Origin of the sequence: Limnohabitans sp. 2KL-3 (assembly GCF_001269405.1) — a bacterium.
GTDB lineage: Bacteria > Pseudomonadota > Gammaproteobacteria > Burkholderiales > Burkholderiaceae_C > Limnohabitans_A.
Genome location: NZ_CXON01000035.1, coordinates 1 through 23,347, shown reverse-complemented (window position 1 = coordinate 23,347; position 23,347 = coordinate 1). Strand labels below are relative to the sequence as shown.

2 protein-coding genes are annotated in these 23,347 nt (G+C 59.2%); both read right to left on the bottom strand.

Translation table 11 applies throughout. The features are described from left to right. The coding region (locus AMM41_RS21015) for a transposase (RefSeq protein ID WP_194944923.1) at nucleotides 1–159 on the bottom strand (159 nt) is incomplete at its 3' end. Between the two features lie 613 nt (nucleotides 160–772). After that, nucleotides 773–23,317 carry a VCBS domain-containing protein gene (locus tag AMM41_RS21005; protein ID WP_228769390.1) on the bottom strand — a complete coding sequence of 7,515 codons (22,545 nt, stop codon included), beginning with the start codon at nucleotides 23,315–23,317 and terminating at the stop codon, nucleotides 773–775. Nucleotides 23,318–23,347 lie beyond the last annotated feature (30 nt).

Genomic DNA, 23,347 nt, shown 5'->3' with positions numbered 1-23,347 from the left:
GCGGCGCAGTACGTTGGCATTCATGCCGTGGGCTGCCGCGATGGCACTGACGGATGCGCCGGGGAGTTGGCAGGAGGCCACCAATTCAGACTTGAACTGAGTGCTGTAGATGCGACGCGTGCGCGAAGGCGTTGAAGGGGTAGGAGTGTCTTGATTCATCATCGTGTCCACGTTGTTGTTGTGTGGCCAGGATGTTGCCGGGATGGCATTTGAATCTCAAGATGGGTTCACCGGACGCTTACCTTTTCGCGACGGTGGCGTCGCTCCTACAAGGAACCCTGCATTTTGTAGGAGCCCTGCCCCCGGGGCGATTCTTGGTGGTCTGCGAGGGTGATCGCGACGAGGGCGTCGCTCCTACAGGAGGCAAGCTGCATTTTGTAGGAGCCCCGCCCCCGGGGCGATTCTTGGTGGTCTGCGAGGGTGATCGCGACGGGGGCGTCGCTCCTACAGGAGGCAAGCTGCATTTTGTAGGAGCCCCGCCCCCGGGGCGATTCTTGGTGGCCTGCGAGGCTTTTCGCGACGGGGGCGTCGCTCCTACAGGAGGCAAGCTGCATTTTGTAGGAGCCCCGCCCTCGGGGCGATTCTTGGTGGTCTGCGAGGGTGATCGCGACGAGGGCGTCGCTCCTACAGGAGGCAAGCTGCATTTTGTAGGAGCCCCGCCCCCGGGGCGATTCTTGGTGGCCTTCGAGGCTTTTCGCGACGGGGGCGTCGCTCCTACAAAGAAGGACGTGCATGTAACAAAAAAGGGCCGCTTGTGGCGGCCCTTTTTGGTTTAGCTGGTCTGGTGAGACTGCAGCATGTGCTGGTCAATCAGCAGTTGCGCTGACGGGTCGGTGGTGCCGGTGTAGACAGCGTAGTTTTGGCCGTTTTGGTTGACCACGTTGCCGGTGTCGGTCCACTCACCCTCGGTCAGCATCAGCTTGTCGTTGGCCGCGCCGGTCAACATCAGCTGGTGCACACCGTTGGTGGGCGGCAGGCTCAACACATCGGCCAAGGTCAACGACACCTTGTTGGCACTGGTATCGGTGGCCATGTCCACTTGCTCCAAGCCCTTGACGATGCCGTTGAAGCTCATGTCCTTGAGCAAGGTGGTCAAGTCCAGGCTCTGACCGAAGCTGAGCGAGTAGGTGCTCGACTCGGCAGCACCCGTGCACACAGCAATGGCGGCGGCCACGTCTTCGGGGGTGATGTCCACGTTGGTGGTTTCAACCAGCGCTGGCTCGACCAGAGGACGCGCACCCACAAAGAACGCCTCATCGATGAGTTGGGCTTCGTTGAGAGTTACTTCGATCACGTTGGCGTCTTCAGCTTGCACGGTCTGGCCCAGCGGGTTCAGCGCAGCCAGCTCTTCGTCGCTCAGCAAGTACGGCTTGTTGTTGAACTCGGTCACGATGGCGGCGGGCAGAAGTTCTGCTGTGGTGGACTCTGCCAGCGTGGCATCGCCTGCAACCGAAGTGTCTGCAGCCAACTTGGCGCTCGACAAGGACGAGGCCGTTGCATAAGCAAAGGCAACGTCGGCAATCAGCATGCTGGTGCCGTCGGCCAAAGTCGCCGTCGACTGACCGGCTTCGAACACGCCATCTTCAGGCGTGCGCACCACGCCGTCGCTGACCAGGTTGATCTCGGTCACACCCAGATCCGCCAAGCTGCGCACTTCGCCGACTCCGCTGATGCCGTCTTGGTTGGCGTCTTGCCAGACCGAGAACTGCGCAAACTTTGCGTCGGCGGCGTTGAACTTGCCGTCTTGGTTGGTGTCAAACGCATCGGCCAAGCCTTCCAGATCGGTCGCCGTGCGGGCGAAGCCCAAGGCATCCATGCGGTACGTTGTGGCGTATTGACCAAACGCATACTGGCTGTTGTTGTACACCAAACCGTCTGCAAACTTGTCCCACACCAACACGCCGTCTTGGGCACCGACCCAACGGGTCAGGTCCATCAGACCATCGCCGTTGACATCCATCGTCACCTGGCCGTAGCTCAACATGCCGTCGCGGTTCAGGTCCAACACCACCGGTGCTGTCACAGCAATGCCCACGGTGTCAGAGGTCAGGCTGAACTGCGCCTTGCCACCGCGTGGCGTGGTGTCGGTGTACACGCCTTCGGTGATGTTGGCCGTCACGTCCCATGCACGGAAAGTAAAGGCGTCTGTCACCGTGCCGGCCGTGGTGGTTTTGTAGAACACACGGGTGTTGCTGTCAGCGGCCAAGAGCAAAGCGTTGGTCTCGCTCACACCTGTGGCCGTTAGCCAAGTGGTGCCGCCGTCGACTGTGTAGTACAGCGTGGCACCGGCACGCACACCCGTGATCGCAATGCCTTTGGCCACACCCGCGCCATCGGCATCGGTGATGCCGCCGACCAGAGTGCTGACCAAGTCACCGGCGGTGGTGTTGCCATTAACCGGTGCTGCTGCACCTGCTGACACGCTGGTCAATGTGGGCGATTGGGCGGCGTCCAGGACTGGGGCTGCGTTGGACCCAACAACCTGTAAAGCAGTTAACCAAGGATTTGTGTCAACCAAACTGGAAGTCGAACCATCAGTACCCATACCTACGTGCGTCGTTGCACTGGTTGATGTTGCAGCCATATAAAGACCACCACGCCATCCAGTAGGTACGGCATTGTTTCCTGAATTTATTGGAGCGTTATCCCAAACCGCCAACAATTCATCATAAACAGAGTTGTTCGTAGCCCCTCCGCCTGTGGCGGCTGTTTGGCCATTTTGCAATCCGCCAGTGGCATAAGAGGTTATGTTGCCATTGATTGTTGGCACAGATACCTGCACGCCATTGATGGTTGCGTAACGGTACACGTCATTGGTACCTGTTCCAGCGTTTGGATTTACCACACCGTTAATGTCTTGATTAAAAATCGCATCCAAAGAATCATGTGTGGCGCTGTCCGCACCGCCGTTCAGGCTACCCACATCAGCACTCGTGCCATCCCCCGAACGATCCCAGAAGTAATACCACTTACCTTCCACCTGCACTGGCGCAATCAGCTTGCCGCTGGCACCCAGATCAATCACCGACGAACCTGCTGGTGACGAATCCTTGTTGTCCACCACCACGGTCTTGTCCACAATCACTTGTGAATTGGTGGCTGTGTTCTGGAACACAAAGTAGTTGGTGGTGCCATTGCTGACTTCACCCACGTTGGCCCAGTAACCATTGCCCACTTCCAGCGTCAGCTTGTCTGCGCTGGTGCCGTCCACCACCACTTGGTGGAACTTGGTGGTGGCGCTCAGGGCAGTGCCTGCACCCACGTTGGTCCAGGTCTTGCCGTCGTCGCTGGTGGTGCTGGTGCGGATGGCATTGAAGCCCGCCATGTCGTTGACATCTTTGGCCGAGAGGGTCAGCGTGTTGGCGCTGATGTCGGTGGCCATGTCGATGCGTTCGATGCTTTCGATGCGGCTGTTTTCTTCCAGACCCATCGCGCTTGAATTGGTCACGGCCGTCAGGTCCAGCGTCATGCCTGCGCTCAAGCGGATCGTGTCGAAGCCTTCACCGCCATCCACCAAGGTTAGCGTAGCGCCAGTGTTGGTCGACAAGTTGCTCGCGTCAGACGCTTGCAACACCATCGTGTCGTTGCCACGGCCCGCATAGAAGCGGTCCACACCACCGTTGCCGATGAGGGTGTCGGCATTGATCGTGCCCAGCACCGTCTCGCCTGCCGACGTACCAGTCAAGCTGACGGCATTGCTCACTGTTTGTGGGCTGCTCATGACCAGGTAATAGGCACCATTGCTGCTGTCACGTGAATAATCGCCAACAATCAGGTCGCTCAAGCCATCGCCGTTGAAGTCACCAGCGCCCGATGCTGTCGCGCCAAAGGTGTAACCCAAACCGTCGTCTGTGATCTTGAAGCCCTGAGAGGCTGCCAAGATGCCGCTGTTGAAGTCCAACCCTGTACCGGTGGCGTTGCCATAGATCACAAAAGCCGCTTTACCGACGCTAGGAGCCGATGCGTCACCAAGCAAGAGGTCCGACAGACCGTCCCCGTTGACGTCACCCAAGCTGGACATCTGATTGGCACCAATGGCGCCAAAGTTACCCGCACCTGTCACCTTGTAGCCTTGGCTGGCATTGATGACGCCACTGCTCAAGTCAAGTGCATTGCCTGTGCTGTTGCCGTAGACCACATATACGGTGTTTGTTTTGGTCCCGACCAACACATCGGCCAATCCATCACCGTTGACGTCGCCTGCACTGGAAACCTGGATACCCAAACCCGAATTGGCAGCACCCGAAATTTTGAAACCTTGTGATGCGGGAATGCTGCCCGCAACCATGTTCACAGTGGTGGCTGTGGCATCTTTTTGACCATACACCACATAAGCCGCATTGGCATTGGTTGTCCCGATGATGATGTCGGCCAAACCGTCACCGTTGACATCACCTGCGCCTGAGATTTGCTCGGCTGTCTCTACCTGAGCCAGCATCTTGAAGCCCTGGCTTGCAGCAATGGTGCCACTGCTCAGGTTCAAGTTGGTGTTGGCCGTACTGCCATACACCACATAGGCCAAGTCGTCCATGAGCGAGTTCAACACCATGTCACCAATACCGTCCCCGTTCATGTCGCCCGTACCTGAGACACTGAAACCAAAGCCTTTGGTTGTAGGCCCAGTGATGCTGAAGCCCTGGCTTGGCGTCAAAGAACTCACACTCACATTGGTGCTGGTTTTGCTGCCATAAATGATGTAGTCCACACTGGGGCCAGTGTTCAGGAAATCAGACGGTGCACTGACCATCACATCGGCCAAGCCGTCGCCGTTGATATCGCCAATGCCCGAGACACTACGTCCAAGCTGGCTGCCCACTCCGATTGAGTCGCGCGTGCCGGTGATTTTGAAGCCTGCCGTTGCGTCAATGCTGTCGTTGACCACATTGGCCCCCAAGCCCGCCGAATTGCCATAGACAACAAAGGCCGAACCAGTTTGGCCGCTGGACGAAATGGCACCCACAATGACATCGTCATAGCCGTCGCCGTTCACATCGCCAGCGCTCGAGAGGGAATACCCCAGAGAAATTTGCGTGGTGCTGCCATAAGCCGGCAAAGCAGGAATACTGCCATCGGCATTCAGCGTCAAGAAGTTGAACGTCGTTGTGTCTGTGATGCCTGCATAAGCGTTACCGCCCAAGTCCTTCACAGCGGTGGGAGCCACCTTCACGTAATAACCCCTGCCAGCGGTCAAATTGGCGCTGGGGTTGATGGTGAGTGTGTTGCTGTTCCAGCCAGCCAAAGTGCCGCCCGCGCTGCCCACACCGGTGGCCGCGTTGAAGCTTTCCACCAGCGCGTTGGTGCTGGCGTTGTACAGCTCGATCACGCCCGTGCCTGCTTTGACCACTTCGTTGAAGGTCAGCGTCAAGTCGGTCGTCAGGTTGGTGGCGGCCACTTGGGCGTTGTCGGCCGGTGAGGTGCTCACCAGTGTGGGCGGCAGGTCCATCACCACGTTGGAGATGGCGCTGTCGACAATCACTTGCGAATTGGTGGCCGTGTTTTGGTACACCTTGTAAGTGGCCGCGCCGTTGCTCACGGTGCCCACTTGCGTGAAGCCCGCACCCAGGTTGAGGGTGTCGGCAGCCGTGCCCTCCACCACCACTTGGTGGAACTTGGTGGTCGCGCTCAGTGCGGTGCCCGTCACGTTGCTCCAGGTCTTGCCATCGTCGCTGACAGTGCCGGTGCGGATGGCATTGAAGCCCGCCATGTCGTTCACATCTTTGGCCGTGATGGTCAGCGTGTTGGCTGCCGTGTCAGTGGCCATGTCGATGCGTTCGATGCTTTCGATGCGGCTGTTTTCTTCGAAGCCCATCGCACCCACATTGGTGATGGCGGTCAAGTCCAGTGTCATGCCTGCACTCAGGCGGAGGGTGTCATAACCTTCACCGCCCTGCACCATTTCACGGGTGCTGCCGGTATTGCTGGCCAGGTTGCTCGCGTCAGACGCTTGAAGCACGATGGTGTCGTTGCCCTTGCCTGCAAAGAAGCGGTCCACGCCACCGTTGCCAACAAGCACGTCGTTGCCTGCGGTGCCAAGCACAGCTTCGTCAGAGGCCGTGCCGGTGAGGTTGATGGCGCTGGTGACGTTTTGTGTGCCGCCCAAAGTGAGGTAATAGGCGCCAGCGTTGCTGTTCGTTGATGGTGCTCCCATGATGAGGTCACCCAAACCATCACCGTTGATATCGCCTGCACTGGCGACAGCGCCACCAAATGCTGTGCCTGCGGGGCCAACAAGTTTGAAACCTTGATTGGCGGCAATGGTGCCCGTGCTGATGTCAACACCCAAATTAGTGGAAGCACCATAGACGATGTACGTCGCGTTGTTACCGCCATCACCAACGATGATGTCTGCCATGCCGTCGCCGTTGATGTCGCCCGCGTTGGAAACAGACCATCCAAAACTGTTTACTTGACCATTGATTTTGAATCCTTGAGAGGCAGGAATCACAGCACCCAACTGAAGGCCTGTGCCGGAACTATTCCCGTAAACAACATATGTTTCAGCTCTGTTTTTCCCACGACCCACGATCAAATCTGCCAGACCGTCTCCGTTAACGTCACCGGCACTGGAAACGGAGAAACCATATGTACTGTCACCAATTACCCCGGCCAATCTAAATCCTTGCGTTGCAGCAATGGTTCCTGACGTCATTGAAACGGCTGTACCTGTTGAGTTTCCATACACAACATAGGCACCACCGCCCCCACTAGAAGTGTTGTTCTCACCAAGAATCAGGTCGCCTAATCCGTCACCATTGACATCACCGGCACTAGAAACTGAATAACCTATGCCATCGAGACCACTGATCACAAAACCACTTGATGAAGCGATCGCGTTGTCAATGCTCAGGGTATTGCTTGTCGGTAGGCTTGTTGTGCCATAAAGCACAAAGGCTTTGCTTTGGCTAGTTTGACCAATAATGAAATCGGCTAAACCATCTCCGTTCACGTCACCAGCGGCAGAGACAGAGTTCGCAAGAGAAGCTTGACCTGATGGTGTAAGAATGTTGAATCCATTACTGGCTGCAATGCCCGCATCAAGATTCATTACCCCTACAGGTGACTGAGCTTTTCCATAAATGACGTACGCTGTCCCACCACCAGTTGATGGAGGCCAACCACCCACCAACAAGTCGGCAAAGCCATCGCCGTTAACGTCGCCAGCACTTGAGACTGAGTAACCGATGTTTTGTCCACTGCTGATGGCAAACCCAAGAGATGGCGCAATGGTGCCATTGACCAAACTCACACCTGTACCCGATGAACTTCCATAAACAACGTATGTTGTTGGCGATGTGTGTACATTGAAATCCCAATTGGTACCCACAATCACGTCATCGTATCCGTCGCCGTTCACATCGCCTGCACTGGAAACAGACCAGCCCAACTTGCTGCCCGTCGCGCCACCGTAAGGCGGCACCACCGGAATACTGCCATCCGAATTCAGCGTCAAGAAGTTGAACGTCGTTGTGTCTGTGATGCCTGCATAAGCGTTACCGCCCAAGTCCTTCACAGCGGTGGGAGCCACCTTCACGTAGTAACCCGTGCCAGCGGTCAAATTGGCGCTGGGGTTGATGGTGAGGGTGTTGCTGTTCCAGCCAGCCAAAGTGCCGCCTGCGCTGCCCACACCGGTGGCCGCGTTGAAGCTTTCCACCAGCACGTTGGTGCTGGCGTTGTACAGCTCAATCACGCCCGTGCCTGCTTTGACCGCTTCGTTGAAGGTCAGCGTCAAGTCGGTCGTCAGGTTGGTGGCGGCCACTTGGCCGTTGTCGGCCGGTGAGGTGCTCACCAGTGTGGGCGGCAGGTCCATCACCACGTTGGAGATGGCGCTGTCGACAATCACTTGCGAATTGGTGGCCGTGTTTTGGTACACGTTGTAAGTGGCCGCGCCGTTGCTCACGGTGCCCACTTGCGTGAAGCCCGCACCCAGGTTGAGGGTGTCGGCAGCCGTGCCCTCCACCACCACTTGGTGGAACTTGGTGGTCACGCTCAGGGCAGTGCCCGTCACGTTGCTCCAGGTCTTGCCGTCGTCGCTGAGCGAGTTAATGCGGATGCTGTTGAAGTCGGCCATGTCGTTCACATCTTTGGCCGTCAGCGTCAGCGTATTGGCTGTGGCGTCGGCACCGAGGTTGATGCGCTCGATGCTGTTGATGCGGCTGGCACCTTCGTTGACCATGGCACTCACATTGCTGATGGTGGTCAGGTCCAGGTTCACACCTGAGGCCGACACTTGCAGGGTGTCAAAACCCGTGCCGCCGTCGACCATGGCCTTGACGCTGCCCACCACGTTGTTGGCCAAGTTGCTCACGTCAGAGGCTTGCAGCACGACGGTGTCGTTGCCTTTGCCTGCGTTGAAGCGGTCCACACCGCCATTGCCCGTCAGGGTGTCGTTGCCGCTGGTGCCAATGACCAGTTCGTCGGAAGCTGTGCTCGTGGCGGTGGCAATGTTGCCGCTGATGAATTGTGAGCCGCCATAAACGATGTAGGTCTTGCCTGCGGCGCTCTGCGCTGTGCCATTGACCACAGGGTCTGCGTCAGCCGCGCCAATGATCAAGTCGTCATAGCCATCACCGTTGACATCGCCCGCATAAGAGACTTCTTGGGCTTGCCCCAGACCATCGGCAAATGACTGTGCGTTGATGACAAATCCACCCGTACCCGATGCAACAGCCGACAAATTGACCGCTGTGCCACCCGTTTGGCCATACACAACATAAACACGACCCGTCAAACTGCTGGTTGACTGGGATGCACCCACAATCAAGTCGGCCAAGCCATCACCGTTGATGTCACCGGCACTTGAAACAACATACCCGGCAACATCGTTGCTTTGACCATTGATGGCATAGCCACCATTGCCAGACAAGACATTGTCCAAAGAAACCGTGGTGGTGTTGGTCTTGCCAAACACCACATAAGCGCGTCCGTTGTTGGAGGCACCTGCATTCGATACACCGATGATCGAATCAGACAAGCCGTCACCGTTGACGTCACCCGCATTGGAGACGGAATAACCGCTGCTGGTATCGCTCGTGCCGCCCTGAATGGTGTAACCCGCTGTCAAACTGTTCAAATTGACGGCAGTTGTACCGGTTTGACCGAACACCACATAGCTGCTGCCGGGGAAGGTTGTGTTCGTTGCATTGGTGCGGCCGTATGAACCGATCAACAAATCTGCCAAACCATCACCGTTCACGTCGCCTGCGTTGGAGGTCGTGAAACCGCTCCAGTCTGCAGCGCACTGTCCTGTGATGACAAAACCGCCCACGCCTGAGGCCACGTTGGCCAAATTGATGGATGGCGTTCCGGTGGTCCCATAGACCACATAGCTCTTGCCCGTTGCAGAACCACCGTTTTGAGGCGCACCCACGATCAGGTCTGCCAAGCCGTCACCGTTGACATCGCCTGCATTGGAAACAGACGAACCAAAACCATCGGTTGCCGCTTGTCCGTTGATCACAAAACCGTCCGTGCTTGTGCCTGACGTGAATGCATTGACCTCTACGGCTGTGGTGCTGGTCTTGCCATACACCACATAGCTTCTGCCGGCATTCGTCACGTTTGAAGGATCGCTAAAGCGTGCCCCCACGATCAAGTCCGCCAAGCCATCGCCGTTGATGTCGCCAGCAGTTGACACCGAAGTGCCAATAAAGTCATTGGCACTGGCACCGTTGATTGCAAAACCACCCACACCTGCTGCAACAGAAGACAGGTTGAAAGCAGGAATACCCGCTGAACCGCCAAACACCACATAGGCACGGCCTGCAAAACTGCCACCCACCGTGGTGGATGCCTGAGATGCACCGATGATGACATCGTCAAAACCATCGCCGTTGACATCGCCAGCGTTGGACACGCTGCGGCCACTGGTTTCAGACGCCACCGTGCCGTCGATGGAGTTGGTCAACGCCACATAGGACAAAGGCACCGTCTGACCCACCGTGTCGGTCGCAGCCGAGAAGGCCGTGCTGCCGCCGGTGGCGGTGATGTTGGTGAAGCTGGCTTCGGTACCGCCTGCGGTTTTGTCCCAGGCGCGGAACGTCAGGGCGTTGCTGGCGCCTGCGTAGTTGGCGTTGGGCTTGAAGTACAGGCGGTTGTCGGCGTCCGAGCCGATCAAGAAGGCGCGTGCATCGCTGAGTGCGGTGCTGGTGTCCACGGCGGTCCAGGTGGTGCCGCCGTTGGTGCTGTAGAACAGCGTGCCGTTGGCCGTGTCTACACCGGTGATGGCCATGCCTTTGCCGTCGGTGGCGTTGGCATCGGTCACGCCGCCCAAGAGGCTGCTGACCAGCACACCCACAGCGCCTGTGGGCGTGGCCGGGGTGGCGCTTTGGGCCAGGTTGGCAAAGCTCAGAGCCGTGTCGGCCAGGACGGGGGCAGAGTTGACCACGGGCTCCACATGCAAGGTGACTGCATTGCCGCTGTAAGGCGTGCTGCCGCCGTTCTTGGTGCCAGACACGTCCACGGTGGCACCCGAAGTGGGGGCCACGGCAGCCGAGTCGTCGACCAGGCGGGCGGTCAGATCTTGCTTGTTGACCAGCGAGGTGTTGCTGGCCGAGGGCACAAAGCGGATCAAGTCGGTCTTGGCCAGGAACACCGAGGTGCTGTCGGACAAGCCAGCGGCCAAGTTGGTCCAAGTGGTGCCGCCGTTGGTGGAGTACTGGTACTGGCCCAGGTTGCTCAGGTCGGTGCCCGTGCCCGCCGAGGTGATGACCACGCCGCGCATGGTGTCGAAGTCGGCGTCGGTGTAGGTGCCGCCGAAGAGGGCTTCGACGGATTGGGCTGGGGTGGCGGTGATTAAAGTGCTTGTGATTTCCGACAATGACAGTGAATCCACTGCGATGATGCCGCCATACGCGCCTACAGCACCCGACAAACCATTCGGTGACAAGTTCACAGTTGCACTTGTGCTGGTCGCAGTGAATGTGAACTGGGCAGTCTGCCAGCCGTCTGACAATCCCGAACTGGTGTATGTATTGCTTACACCATCGATTGTGATTTTCAACTGACCACCAGAGTAATCAGCTCCCAACGTGAACTGCTGCCATTGCACGGCATAGGTGTATTTCTGACCCACAACGAGTCCGGACAAAGTCGACGACATCGCCTCTGCGATATTTGGCTGTGTCGGTGCCGAAGCATTCATCGAGAAAAGGTTGACGAAATTCCCACCGTTGACAGAAGTGCCATTGAGGTTGGCAATTGTCAAACCTGTGTAACCCCAGGTGGAGTTAGCCGCATCATTCAAATCAGGTGTACCCGCTGCAACTGTCCAGCCTGATGGCATGGACTGTATGCTTGCAGTTCCGTTAATGGCCGAAGTAGTTATTGGTGTTGCAGACGCCACAGCCGCCCCAAACGCATCCCCCACCACAATCCCATCCGCATCCGAAGACACCGGTGCGCGGTTGAGCAGGTTGATGGTCACGGTGTCACCCGTGCCGCCGCTGTTGCCGCCGCTGAAGGCGGTGGAGCCGCCGTTGACGCTGGCGTTGACCGTGTTGCCGGTGGAGGCCGCTGTCAGTGTGCCCGTGCCGGTTGCGCCCGAGTTGTCGATCAAACGCACCGTGAGGTTGGGCGGGTTGATGGCTTCCACGCCGCTGGCACCGGCAAAGCGGATCAGCGCGGTTTTGTCGGCGTAGACCGCTGTGCTGTCGGTCAGGCCGCCGGCCACGTCGGTCCATGTGGCACCACCGTCTTTGGACAGCTGGTATTTGCCCAAGTTGGTCACGTCGCTTGCGCTGCCTGCCGTGGTGATGGCCACGCCCTTGAAGGTGGCGTTGGCCGTGCCTGCGGCGTTGCTGTCGGTGAAGGTGGCTGCAAACAGGCTGTCGATGGTGACGGCCTGGCTGTAGGCCACGGGCGTGTTGGCGGCCGATGACGCCTCGTTGGCCACGTTGATGGCCTGGTCCACAAACACGGTTGCGCCGTTGAGCGTGTAGGCCTTGTAGGTTTTACCGGCCTGGAAGTTGTAGGCGCTGCCATAAGCGGTGTTCAGGCTGGCGGCGGTTTGGGCCGCGCCCACGTTCCAGCTGGCCAGGTTGACCAGATTGAGCGTGTCGCCCGCGTTGCCACTGACCACCAGCATCTTGGATTCGTCGGCCTGGGTGCTCACCACGTCGGTGGTGCCCGACAAGGCGACCACGGCGGCGTAGTTGAGTTTGAGTGTGTTGTTGCCCGTGCCGGTGAGGTCAATGCTGTTGAAGCTGTTGACCTTGGCCAACACGGTGGCGTTGGTCAGGTCGAGTGTGGAGCCCGTGCCGTCCACCTTGAGCGCGTTAACGCCCGAGCCGCCGTCCAACACCATGGTGTTGGTGGCAGACAACTGAGTGATGTTGTCGGCGTTGATGATGACGGTGTCATTGCCTGCACCGGTGAAGATGCGGTCGGCTCCGCCGTTGGCGGTGACCACGTCAACACCGTCGGCACCGTTGAGGTTGTCGGTGCCACCGGCTGTGGCACCGGAGAGGAAGGAACCGCCGGGGGCTGCGAAGACTTGGTTGGTGGCAACCACTGACCCGTTAGAAAGACCATACGTGTATGACAAAGCATAACCACCAGTGCTCAGACCTGTGATGTTGATGCCAAACAGTCCGACCGACCCTCCTGGAGGTGTCACTATTGTCGAAGAGCCAACGGCAGTGCCTGAAGCATCAAATACTTGCATCTGAATGGCACTGCCAGTGTCCCAACCCAAAACAAAACCGCCATCCACCAATCTGGCAACAAGTGGCGCAACTTCAATCGGAGTTTGAATATCCTTGATAGCGCCAAGAGCCACACCAGCTGAATTAAATTGCTGCCAACGGCCAATCTTTGGTTGTCCTTGTCCATCGAGCTCGGACCAAGTCACGACAAAACTGTTGTCCTTCAATACCGTCACTGATGGGTTGGACGGGCTATTGCCAGTGACGACGACGAATTCAGCCCCTTTCTTTGTGCCATCTGCGTTGAAAATTTGACCGGCGATTTGCTTTTCTGTGCCGTTCAAATGGGTCCAGGTGACTACAAATTCATTGTTGTTAAATGCCTCGACGCTTGAGTAGGTCTGATCACCCAGAACCCGTGTATTCACTTGGAATGTATTGCCCACACGATTACCTTGGGCATCTAAGAGTTGCCCAAAGACACCGTCTGAATTTGGACTGTCAAAATTATTGCTATGCCAAGTCACTACAGCGCCACCATTAGGCAGCGCGGCAATTGAAGGGACATTTTTACTCTGTGTTGTCTCTGCAGGATCACTGACCTTGATAGTCGATCCCAAGGCATTCATGTTGCTGTCGAAGCGTTGGACAAAAATATCCTTGGTCACCTGCCAAGACACCAAAACATCGCCATTACTCAATGTCGTGGATGTCGCTGAATCAGGGAATTGCCCCCCAGCAGCAACGCCTGTCGCGACAGTTACTGTTTTGACTGCATTACCGGCCGCATCAAATTTCGTAGCAACCGTGTCATAAACGCCCCCACGTCCTTGGGACGATGCCACCGTCACCCAGCCACCGTCTGCCAAATAGGTAGATGCTTTATCTGAACTTGTTGACTTATTGGTAATCGACGCACCAGAACCTGTTGCCGTTGAAGCGTTCTGCCCAAACGTCCCATAAGCCTGCGTATCCGAGTTCCCCTGCCCTGCCCTGCCAACGGCGCTGGTGTAGCTGCCATCGGCCACGCTGATGCCCGTGACGCCCGAGCCAGAGGCTGGGGCGGTGGTGGTGAAGGTGTATTGGCTGGACGTGACCTTGGTCAGCGTGCCTGTCGCTGCGCCGCCGCTGAGCAGCGTGATGTCGCTGGCGGTCAAGGTGCCGTCGGCAATGGCTTCGCTGAAGTTCAGCGTGTAGGTCACCGCCTGGCCCAGCGTGGCGTTTCCGCTCACGTTGTCGGTGATGGTCAACTTAGGCGCGGTGGCCGTGGCCGCAAACACGTTGCTCACCACCGTGGGGTTGGCCACGGGGGCGGCGTTGAGTTCGGGCGCAGTCACCGTGTAAGTGAAGGTGTTCGACACCCCACTCACATTGTTGCTGGCGTCCGTGGCCTTGGCGGTGATGGTGTACAGACCGTTGGCCTGATCGGCCTGGGGTGTGTACGTCCACACGCCTGCACCGTTGGTGGTGGTGCTGCCGATTTCGACGTTGTTGTTGTACAGCTTGACCACACTGCCCGCTTCGGCCGTGCCGCTGAGGGTGGGCTTGGCGTCGTCGGTGGTGGTGCCGCTGGGGTTGTTGCCGGTGGCGCTGCCCACGTCGTCAAAGTAGCTGACGATGGCCGGCGCTGCGGGCGCACCCAGGTCTTTGAGCGTGATGGGCGTGCCGCTGAAGGCGGTGGTGCCGCCGTTGCTGCTGGCGTTGGTGGTGGCTCCGTTGGTCAGGCCTGCGGTGCTGGTCTGGCCCGACATGTCGACCAAGCGGGCGCTCAGGTCGTGCAGGTTGAGCGTGGCCACACCCGCTGCCGCCTGGAAGCGGATGAGCGTGGTGGGGGCCAAGAACACGGCATTGCTGTCACCCAAGCCTGCGGCCAGGGGGGTCCAGTTGATGCCGTCGGTGGACCACTGGTACACGCCTTGGTTGCTTTGCTCGGTGCTGGTGCCCGCGTCGGTGATGGCCACGCCTTTGAATTGGCCGTTGGCCACGCTGGCACCGTCCACGTCGGTAAAGCGGGTGCCAAACAGCTCTTGCACGGTCTGGCCAGCGGTGGCCACTGGGGCAGGCGCTGTGGTGGGCGCGCCAAAGTCGGTGACGCTGAGCGCGGTGTTGATGTACACCGTGGCACCGGCCAGGGTGTAGGCCTTGTAGCTTTGGCCAGACACAAAGCCTTGGGCAGCGCCGAACTTGGCGATCAGGTCAAGGCCGGTTTCGGGGAGGAGGGCTGCGGTCCATTGGCTGGTGCCGCCCACCTGTGGGTCGAGCAGCTGCACGGCGTCGCCGCTGTTGCCGTTGACCACGATGAGCTTGGCTTCGTTGAGAGCGGTGAGCGCGTTGTCGCTGGCACCCGACAAGAACTTGGCCGATGCGGCGTTGAGCTTGAGGGTGTTGTTGCCGGTGCCGGTGAGGTCGATGACGCTGAAGTTGCTGACCTTGGCCGCGATGGTGGCGTTGGTCAGGTCGAGCGTGGAGCCCGTGCCGTCCACCTTGAGCGTGTTGATGCCCGTGCCGCCGTCCAGCACCATGTTGGCCGCAGTGGCCAGCTGGGTGATGTTGTCGGCGTTGACGATGACAGTGTCGTTGCCTGCACCGGCGTAGATGACATCGGCACCGCCGTTGGCGGTAATAACGTCAGTGCCGTCGCCACCGGTGAAGGTGTCGGTGCCACCGGCTGTAGCGCCGGAGAGGAAGGAACCGCCGGGGGCGGCGAAGATTTTGTTGTAGGTTGTTCGATTTGCGTCCTCATAGGACAAGGAATATCCACCAGAGGGTAGCGCAACCACGTCCACCTCGTAAATAAGCTGAGTATTCGCTGGTGTGACGTACGCGTTTCCAACGGCATTACCATTGTTGTCAAACACTTGCGTCGTTGCGACGGATGAATTCCATGCCAAAACAAAGCCGCCATCTTTAAGTGCTGCTGCGCTGACATAAATTTCACCAAGAGACCCAGCGACATCTTTGGTGCTTCCAATTGCAACGCCACTCGCGTTGTAAATTTGATATTTGACTTGATAAATATTTGATGAGTCATTGGCTTGCCACGCCACCACAAAATTACCATTTTTCAACACCCGAACCACTGCACTATTAGGTGCATTTGAACTGGTTGCATTGACCACTTGAATAGCACTTCCGATCGGCACCCCATTACTGTCAAATCGTTGAACCTCAAGGTCATAAACACTGGCACTCTTGTTGCTTGTTGCAACAACAAGGAAACCACCATCACTTGTCGCATCTATGCTGCTGGAGTAGGAAAGTCCCGCACTGGTGTTGGCTCTAAATTCGGTTCCAACCTTGTTTCCATTGGCATCAAACACTTGCCCGTATACACGGTCACCACCAGAGGCATCTTGGTTGATCGAAGTCCAGGTCACAACAAAGCCACCCCCTGCCAGTGTTGTTGTCGCTGGGCTGTTTTTTGTTTGGGTAGTATTCGTACTAACAGTGATTTGAGCGCCTATGGCATTCATATTACTGTCATACATTTGCGCCAACACATCTGAATCAACAACTGAACTTATAACGAAACCACCAGTCGTCAAGCCTGTAATTGTCGTACCAGCAGTTCCGGGCGGATTGATTTCAGACGTGCTGACGGAAGCACCAGACGCGTCATAACGGCCAATGAAATGTTTATCTGTTTGCCCGTCGTAACTCAAAGATAACCAGCCACCATCTAGCGTTGAAACCAGTGATTTGTCAGAACCAATGTTTCCTGTTTGAGTCCGGACCGTACCACCGTCTTGGGTCTGCCCAAACGTCCCATAAGCCTGCGTAGCCGAATTGCCCTGCCCGGCCAAGCCGTTGGCTCCGGTGTAGGCACCGTCCATCACGCTGACGCTGGTCGCGCCGTTGCCCGATGCGGGGGTTTGCACGTCCACGGTCCACTCGTTGGTGGTGCCCACGCGGGTCAGTGACCCGGCCTTGAGGGTGCCGTTGCTGACTTTGATGTCGGCTTCGGTCAGGGTGGCCGCGTCGATGCCGCCGCTGAAGCTGAGCGTGTAGCGCACCAAGCCTTGGGCTACGGTAGTGCCACCGCTCACGAAGTTGCCTGCGTTGGTGCTGGCGTTGTCGGTGATGCTGACAGTCACCGCGTCTTGCCCTTGCAGCGGGTTGTTCACCATGCCGTCGGCCGGGTCGGGCACGGGGGCTGTGTTCAGCACGATTTCATTGGCACCCCGGATGGTGACTTTGATCTCTTGGCTGCCGGTGCCGTCTGTGCTCTTGACGGTGACGGTGTCAAACACGGTGTCGCCGGTGTTCAGGGCGTTGGTGGCGGCCTTGGTGTTGTCCAAGGTGTAGGTCCAAGCGCCGGTGGCGGTGTTGAAGGTGAAGTTGCCGTAGGTGCCTGCCAAGGTGGTGGGCGTGGCAAAGGCGGCTTCGTCGGTGTCCACGTCGGCCACCGTCAGTGTGCCGCTGGCCACGGTGGTGGCGCTGTCTTCGGTCAAGTCACCGGTGGCGGGGCCGCTGATGACGGCCACGTCGTTGGTGCCGGTGATGGTGACGGTGATCGGTTTGGTGGCGCTGCCGTCGGCGCTGGCCACGGTCAGGGTGTCAAACACTTGCTGGCCTGCTTTGAGGGCCTGAGTGGCCGCCTTGGTGTTGTCCAAGGTGTAGGTCCACACGCCAGTGGCGGTGTTGAGCGCAAAGTTGCCGTAGGTGCCTGCCAGGTTGGAAGGCGTTTGCAGCGTGGCTTGGCCTGCGTCAGGGTCGGTGACCGTGAGGGTGCCGGTGGCGCTGTTTTGGCTGCCGTTGTCTTCGGTGGCGGAGCCAGTGCTGGTGCCGCTGATGGTGGCCACGGTGTTGGGGCCCACGCGCAGGGTGGCGGTGTCGCCGCTGTAAGGGGTGCTGCCGCCGTGCTTGACGCCCGCGACGTCGATCACGTCACCGGTGACGGGCGCGGTGGTGGCCGAGTTGTCAACCAGGCGAGCTGTCAGGTCGGGCTTGGCAAAGGCCGAGCTGTTGGTGCTGGAGGGCACGAAGCGGATGGCGTCTTCTTTGGCCAGGTACACGGCGGTGGTGTCGGTCAAGCCCGATGGCAGGTCCACCCAGGTGGTGGTGCCAGCCTTTTGGTACTGGTATTTGCCCAGGCTGGTGGCGTCTGTGCCCTGCCCTGCGGACGTGATGGTCACGCCACGGAAAGCGTCGCCGGTGTCCACGTCGGTGTAAGTGGGGCCGAAGAGTTGGTCTACGGTTTTGGAGGCGGTGGCGGCTACCGCACCCGTTGCGGCTGCGATTTGCTCAGCTGTCATGGAGTCAACGGCAATTGCAGCAAGGTTTGTGCTACCGGGTGCGTCGTTGATCCCGACGGTGACATTCATGCTTGATGCCGTTGCAGTGAACGTGAACAAGGCTGTTTGCCAGCCATCGGTCAAAGCTGCTGTGCTTGTATAAACATTGCTGGTGCCGCCAATGGTGATTTTCAGTTGACCACCCGAATAGGTGTTTACTTCTCCGACCACCGTAATTTGCTGCCACTGAATACCATAGGTATAGGTGTTACCAACTGTCAAGCCAGTAATTGGCGCATACATTGATTCAGCGTAGTTATTAAATGAGAGGGCGCCGAGAAAATCTACAAAAGAGCCTCCATTGAGTGAGGCGCCATTGACATTGCTCAGAGTGTATGAACCGGCCAAAGCACCGTTTGCTGCATTGTTGACATCGGGTGTCACACCCGTCGTCGCGGTCCAGCCCGTGGGTACGGAATTCGCTGCAGGCGTGCCATCAATAACGGCAGTTGTCACAACACTTGATGTATTGAACGCAGCCGCCCCCAACACATCCGTAAAGATCACGTCATTGACGTTCACGTTGCCATTGACCACCGGCGCGTCGTTGGTGCCGGTGATGGTGACGGTGATGTCTTGGTTGGCGGTGGCGTCGCTGCTGGTGACGGTGAGTTTGTCGCTCACTTGCTGGCCGGCTTTGAGGGCCTGGGTGGCGGCCTTGGTGTTGTCCAAGGTGTAGGTCCACGCGCCAGTGCTGGCATTCAGCGTGAAGTTGCCGTAGGTGCCCACCAAGCTGGCGGGGGTGGCCGCTTGCAGTGTGGCTTGGCCTGCGTCGCCGTCGGTGACCGTGAGGGTGCCGCTGGCGTTGGCCAGGGTGTCTTCGGTGGCCACGCCGGTGGTGGTGCCGCCGATGCTGGCGTTGTCGTCCACAGGCGTGACGGTGATGGCCACGGTGTCGCTGTCGGTCACGTTTTGGCCGTCGGTGGAGAGCACCGTGAGGGTGTCGTTGCCGTTGTAGTTGGCAGCGCCTGTGTACTTGATGGTGGCCAAGGCGGCGTTGATTTGCGCTTGTGTGCCGCTCAGGGTCATCGTGGCGCTGTTGTTGGCACCAGCGGTGATGGTGGCACCACCCGACAGGGTGACGTTCAGGTTGCCGTTGAGCACGCTGATTTGTGTGGTGGCCAGGTTGCCGTCGGCATCAGACACGCTGATGCCAGTGATGGCTTGCTGGGTGTCTTCGGCCACGGTTTGGGTGGCGGCGGGCACGGTGTTGACCGGTGCCACGTTGAGGACCACAGCGTAGTTTTGCAGTGCGTTGGCCGCTGTGCCACCGGTGCCGGTGACGCTGGCTTCGATTTGCGTGTTGCTGTCAGCCACCAGGTCGGCACCCGAAACGAGGATGCTGAAGGTGCCGTCTGCCAGCACTGTGCCAGGCAAGGCTGCGCCTTTGACTGTCAAGGTGACGGTGTCGCCTGCGGCGAACTTGCCCGTCACTTTGCCGGTCACGGTGATGTTGCCTGACGCTTCGGTGCTGTTGATGATGTTGTCAGCGGTGACAGGGTCGATGCTGATGGCCGTGAGCTTGCCAACAGTGTTGGCGTCTTCGACCACGTAGTCTTGCGCGGCTTCTGCCGTTTGCTTGACAGCGCTGCCGGGCACGGTAGCCGCGATGCGGGCTTCAACGCGGGTGTCGGTGTCGGCCTTGAGGTCAGCAGTGTTGACGGCGATGCTGTACACGCCTGCTGCGTTGACGGTGCCGGTGAACTTGACATCGTTCACCGTCAAGGTGACCACGTCGCCTGCTGCAAATGCACCTGTGGCTTTGCCGGTGAGTGTGGTGCTGACAGCGGTCCCTTCGGTGGTGTCGATGATGTTGTTGCCTGCCACGGGGTCCAGCGTCAAAGCGGTCTTGAGCGCTTCGGTGTTGGTGTCCTTGGTGTAGGGCCGTGTGTTGGTGTAGGTGGCGCTGTTCATGGCACCGTCGTGGGCCAGCACGCTGGCGGCCACGTTGGCTCCTGCACCCAAAGCTGCGCCGGGAACACCAGTCACGCTGTATTGGCCGGCGGCATTGACGGTGGCGCTGTAGGGCGTGCCTGTGCCGTTGACGGTGATGGTGACCACGTCGCCTGCTTTGAATTCGCCTGTCACGGTGCCGGTGATGGTCACAGTGCCGGCTGTTTCGCTGGCAGTCAGGAAGTCGTCGCCCGTGATGGCGTCGATGCGGATGGCGCCGACGGGGGTGCTGGTGTCCACCACCGCGATGTCTGTACCTTCAGCAGACGCTTGGTTGCCCGGGGCAATGAGCTGTGCCTTGACGGTCAGGCTTTGGCCGTTGGCAGGCGCTGTCAGCTCTTGCGTGATGCTGGCCGCGCTGATCTGCGCTTGCGTGAGCACGATGTCTTGCGGCGTGCCGTTGATGGTCACACGCAAGGTGTCACCCGCTTTGGCAGCGGTGGGGATGGTGATGTTCACGCCCACCGTGCCGCTGAGCTCAGCCACGTTGATGAAGCCGTCGTTGTTGGTGTCTTCGGTGATGACAACGACTGGGGCACCGGCGATGACGGTGCGCAAGATGGCGCTGTCTTTGGCGTCGGGCGTGGGGCTGGCGTTGCCCGCTTGGTCTTTGATGCTGGCCGAGACTTCAAAGGTGTTGCTGTCGCCCACGCTGTTGTAGTCGGTGATGACGATTTGTTTGGCGTCAATTTGCGCTTGCGTGAGGGTGATCAAGCGCTGGCTGTTGCCGCTGGCGTTCACCGTGAGGGTGTCGCCCACGGCAGCGCCTGCGGGCAAGCTGATGGTGACTTTGATCTTGCCGCCGGTGGCCGTCAGCTCTGCGGCGGTGATGATGCCGTCACCTGTAGCCGTGTTGTTGTCGGTGTCAATGTTCACGCCCACAGCGCTGATGCGCGGGCCGTTGGGGTTGACCGGGTCCACTTTGCTGAAGTCGCTCAGATCGAGCTTGGCGCTGACGGTGCCGGGGTTGCTGACGTTGCCCGATGCAGCGGCTTTGAGCGTGGAGGTGACGGTGAAGGTGCTGCCGTCAGCAGGCGCTGCAAAGCTGGTGAGGATGCCGTTGGCAATTTGTGTGGCCGTGAGTGTGAAGGTTTGCGGCACGCTCACACCGTCGGTCACGATGATGGTGTCGCCCACCACAGCGCCTGCGGGCACGGTGACTTTGACGTCGATTTGGCCCGAGAGCTCGGCTTTGTTGATGAAGCCGTTGTTGTCGGCGTCTTCGAGGATGACCACGGTGGGCGCACCGGCCAGGCTGGTGTCGATGGTGGCGCTGTCGGTCACTTTGCCGCTGGTGTTTTTGGCCAAATCGCTCAGCTCGGCGGTGGCCACAAAGTTGGTGCCGTTGGCCGGGGCGTTGAAGACGACCAGCACTTGGCGGGCCGCGACTTGTTCGGCGCTGAGGGTGAATTCTTGCGCGGTGTTGCCCGTGCCTTCCACCACCAGGGTGTCGCCCGCTTTGGCGTCCGAGGACAGGGTGACGGTGGCGAAGATTTTGCCGCCTGTCAGTTCGCTCACGCCCAGAACGCCGTTGCCCACGCCGCCGTTGTCGGTGTCCGAGGTGATGACGATGCTGACGTTTTTGCTGGCGTTGGCGGGGTTGGTGTCGGGGCCGAAGTTGGAGGTGTCCAGCTTGGCGCTGTCGGTGGCTTCGGGCGTGGTGTTGCCAGAGCTGTCTTTGAGCACCGCTTTGACCGACAGGCTTTGCCCTTCAGCGGGCACGGAGAAGTTGCCCGTGACTTTGCCTGCAGCGATGGCCGCGCTGTCCAGGGTGATGACTTGCGCTTGGCTGCCGTCGGCCAGGCTGATGGTGACTTTGTCGCCCACGCTCACCAGTGCCTTGTCAAAGCTGGCGCTCACGCTGAGGCTGGTTTTGTTGCCCAACTCAAGGCGGTTGACCCAGCCGTCGTTGTTCACGTCGGCGTCGATGGCCAAGCCCAGGGCCTGGCCACCGTTGGGCAGCGTGGTGTCCACCACGGCGGTGTCGCTGCCCTCGGCAGACGCTTGGTTGCCCGGGGCAATGAGCTGGGCCTTGACGGTCAGGCTTTGGCCGTTGGCAGGCGCTGTCAGCTCTTGCGTGATGCTGGCCGCGCTGATTTGCGCTTGCGTGAGCACGATGTCTTGCGCCGTGCCGTTGATGGTCACACGCAAGGTGTCACCTGCTTTGGCAGCGGTGGGGATGGTGATGTTCACGCCCACCGTGCCGCTGAACTCAGCCACGTTGATGAAGCCGTCGTTGTTGGTGTCTTCGGTGATGACGACCACGGGGGCGCCAGCGATGACGGTGCGCAAGATGGCGCTGTCTTTGGCGTCGGGCGTGGGGCTGGCGTTGCCCGCTTGGTCTTTGATGCTGGCCGAGACTTCAAAGGTGTTGCTGTCGCCTACGCTGTTGTAGTCGGTGATGACGATTTGCTTGGCGTCAATTTGCGCTTGCGTGAGGGTGATCAAGCGCTGGCTGTTGCCGCTGGCGTTCACCGTGAGGGTGTCGCCCACGGCAGCGCCTGCGGGCAAGCTGATGGTGACTTTGATCTTGCCGCCGGTGGCAGTCAGTTCTGCGGCGGTGATGATGCCGTCACCTGTAGCCGTGTTGTTGTCGGTGTCGATGTTCACGCCCACAGCGCTGATGCGCGGGCCGTTGGGGTTTGCCGGGTCCACTTTGCTGAAGTCGCTCAGATCGAACTTGGCGCTGTCGCTGCCGGGGTTGCTGATGTTGCCGCTGGCCGCGGACTTGAGCGTGGCGCTCACGGTGAGCGTGGCGCCGTCAGCGGGTGCGGTGTAGGTCAGCTCCACCCCGCCGTCGATTTGGGCTTGGGTGAGTGTGATGTTTTGCGGCTGGCCCACACCGTCGGTCACGGTGAGGATGTCACCGGCCACCGCGCCTGCAGGGGCTGTGACTTTGACGTTGACCAGGCCCTTGAGTTCGGCCAGGCTCACAAAGGAGTTGTCGTTTTCATCTTCTTGGATGACGACTTTGGGGGCGCCGGGCAAGTCGGTGTTGATGACGGCAAAGTCTTCGACCTTGTTGCTGATGTTTTTGGCCAAATCGCTCAGTTGGGCGGTGGCCACGAACTTGGTGCCGTTGGCCGGGACTTTGGCAAAGTCAGTGACCACCTCTTTGGCGGCCACTTGCGCAGCGCTCAGGGTGATGGTTTGTGCGTCGTTGCCCGTGCCTTCGATGACCAGGGTGTCACCGGCTTTGGCGTCCGCCGAGAGCTTGACTTTGACGCTGATCTTGCCTGCGGCCAGCTCGGCGACGCTGAGCACCGCGTTGCCGCCACCGGCTTCGAGGTCGGAGGTGATCTCGATGCTGATGTTTTTGTCGGCATTGGCCGGGTCCACCGTGGGGTCGACGGGGCCGAAGTTGGAGGTGTCGCGCTTGGCGCTGTCGGTGGCCTCGGGCGTGGCGTTGCCAGCGCTGTCTTTGAGCACGGCCTTGACGTTGATGCTGGCGCCTTCGGC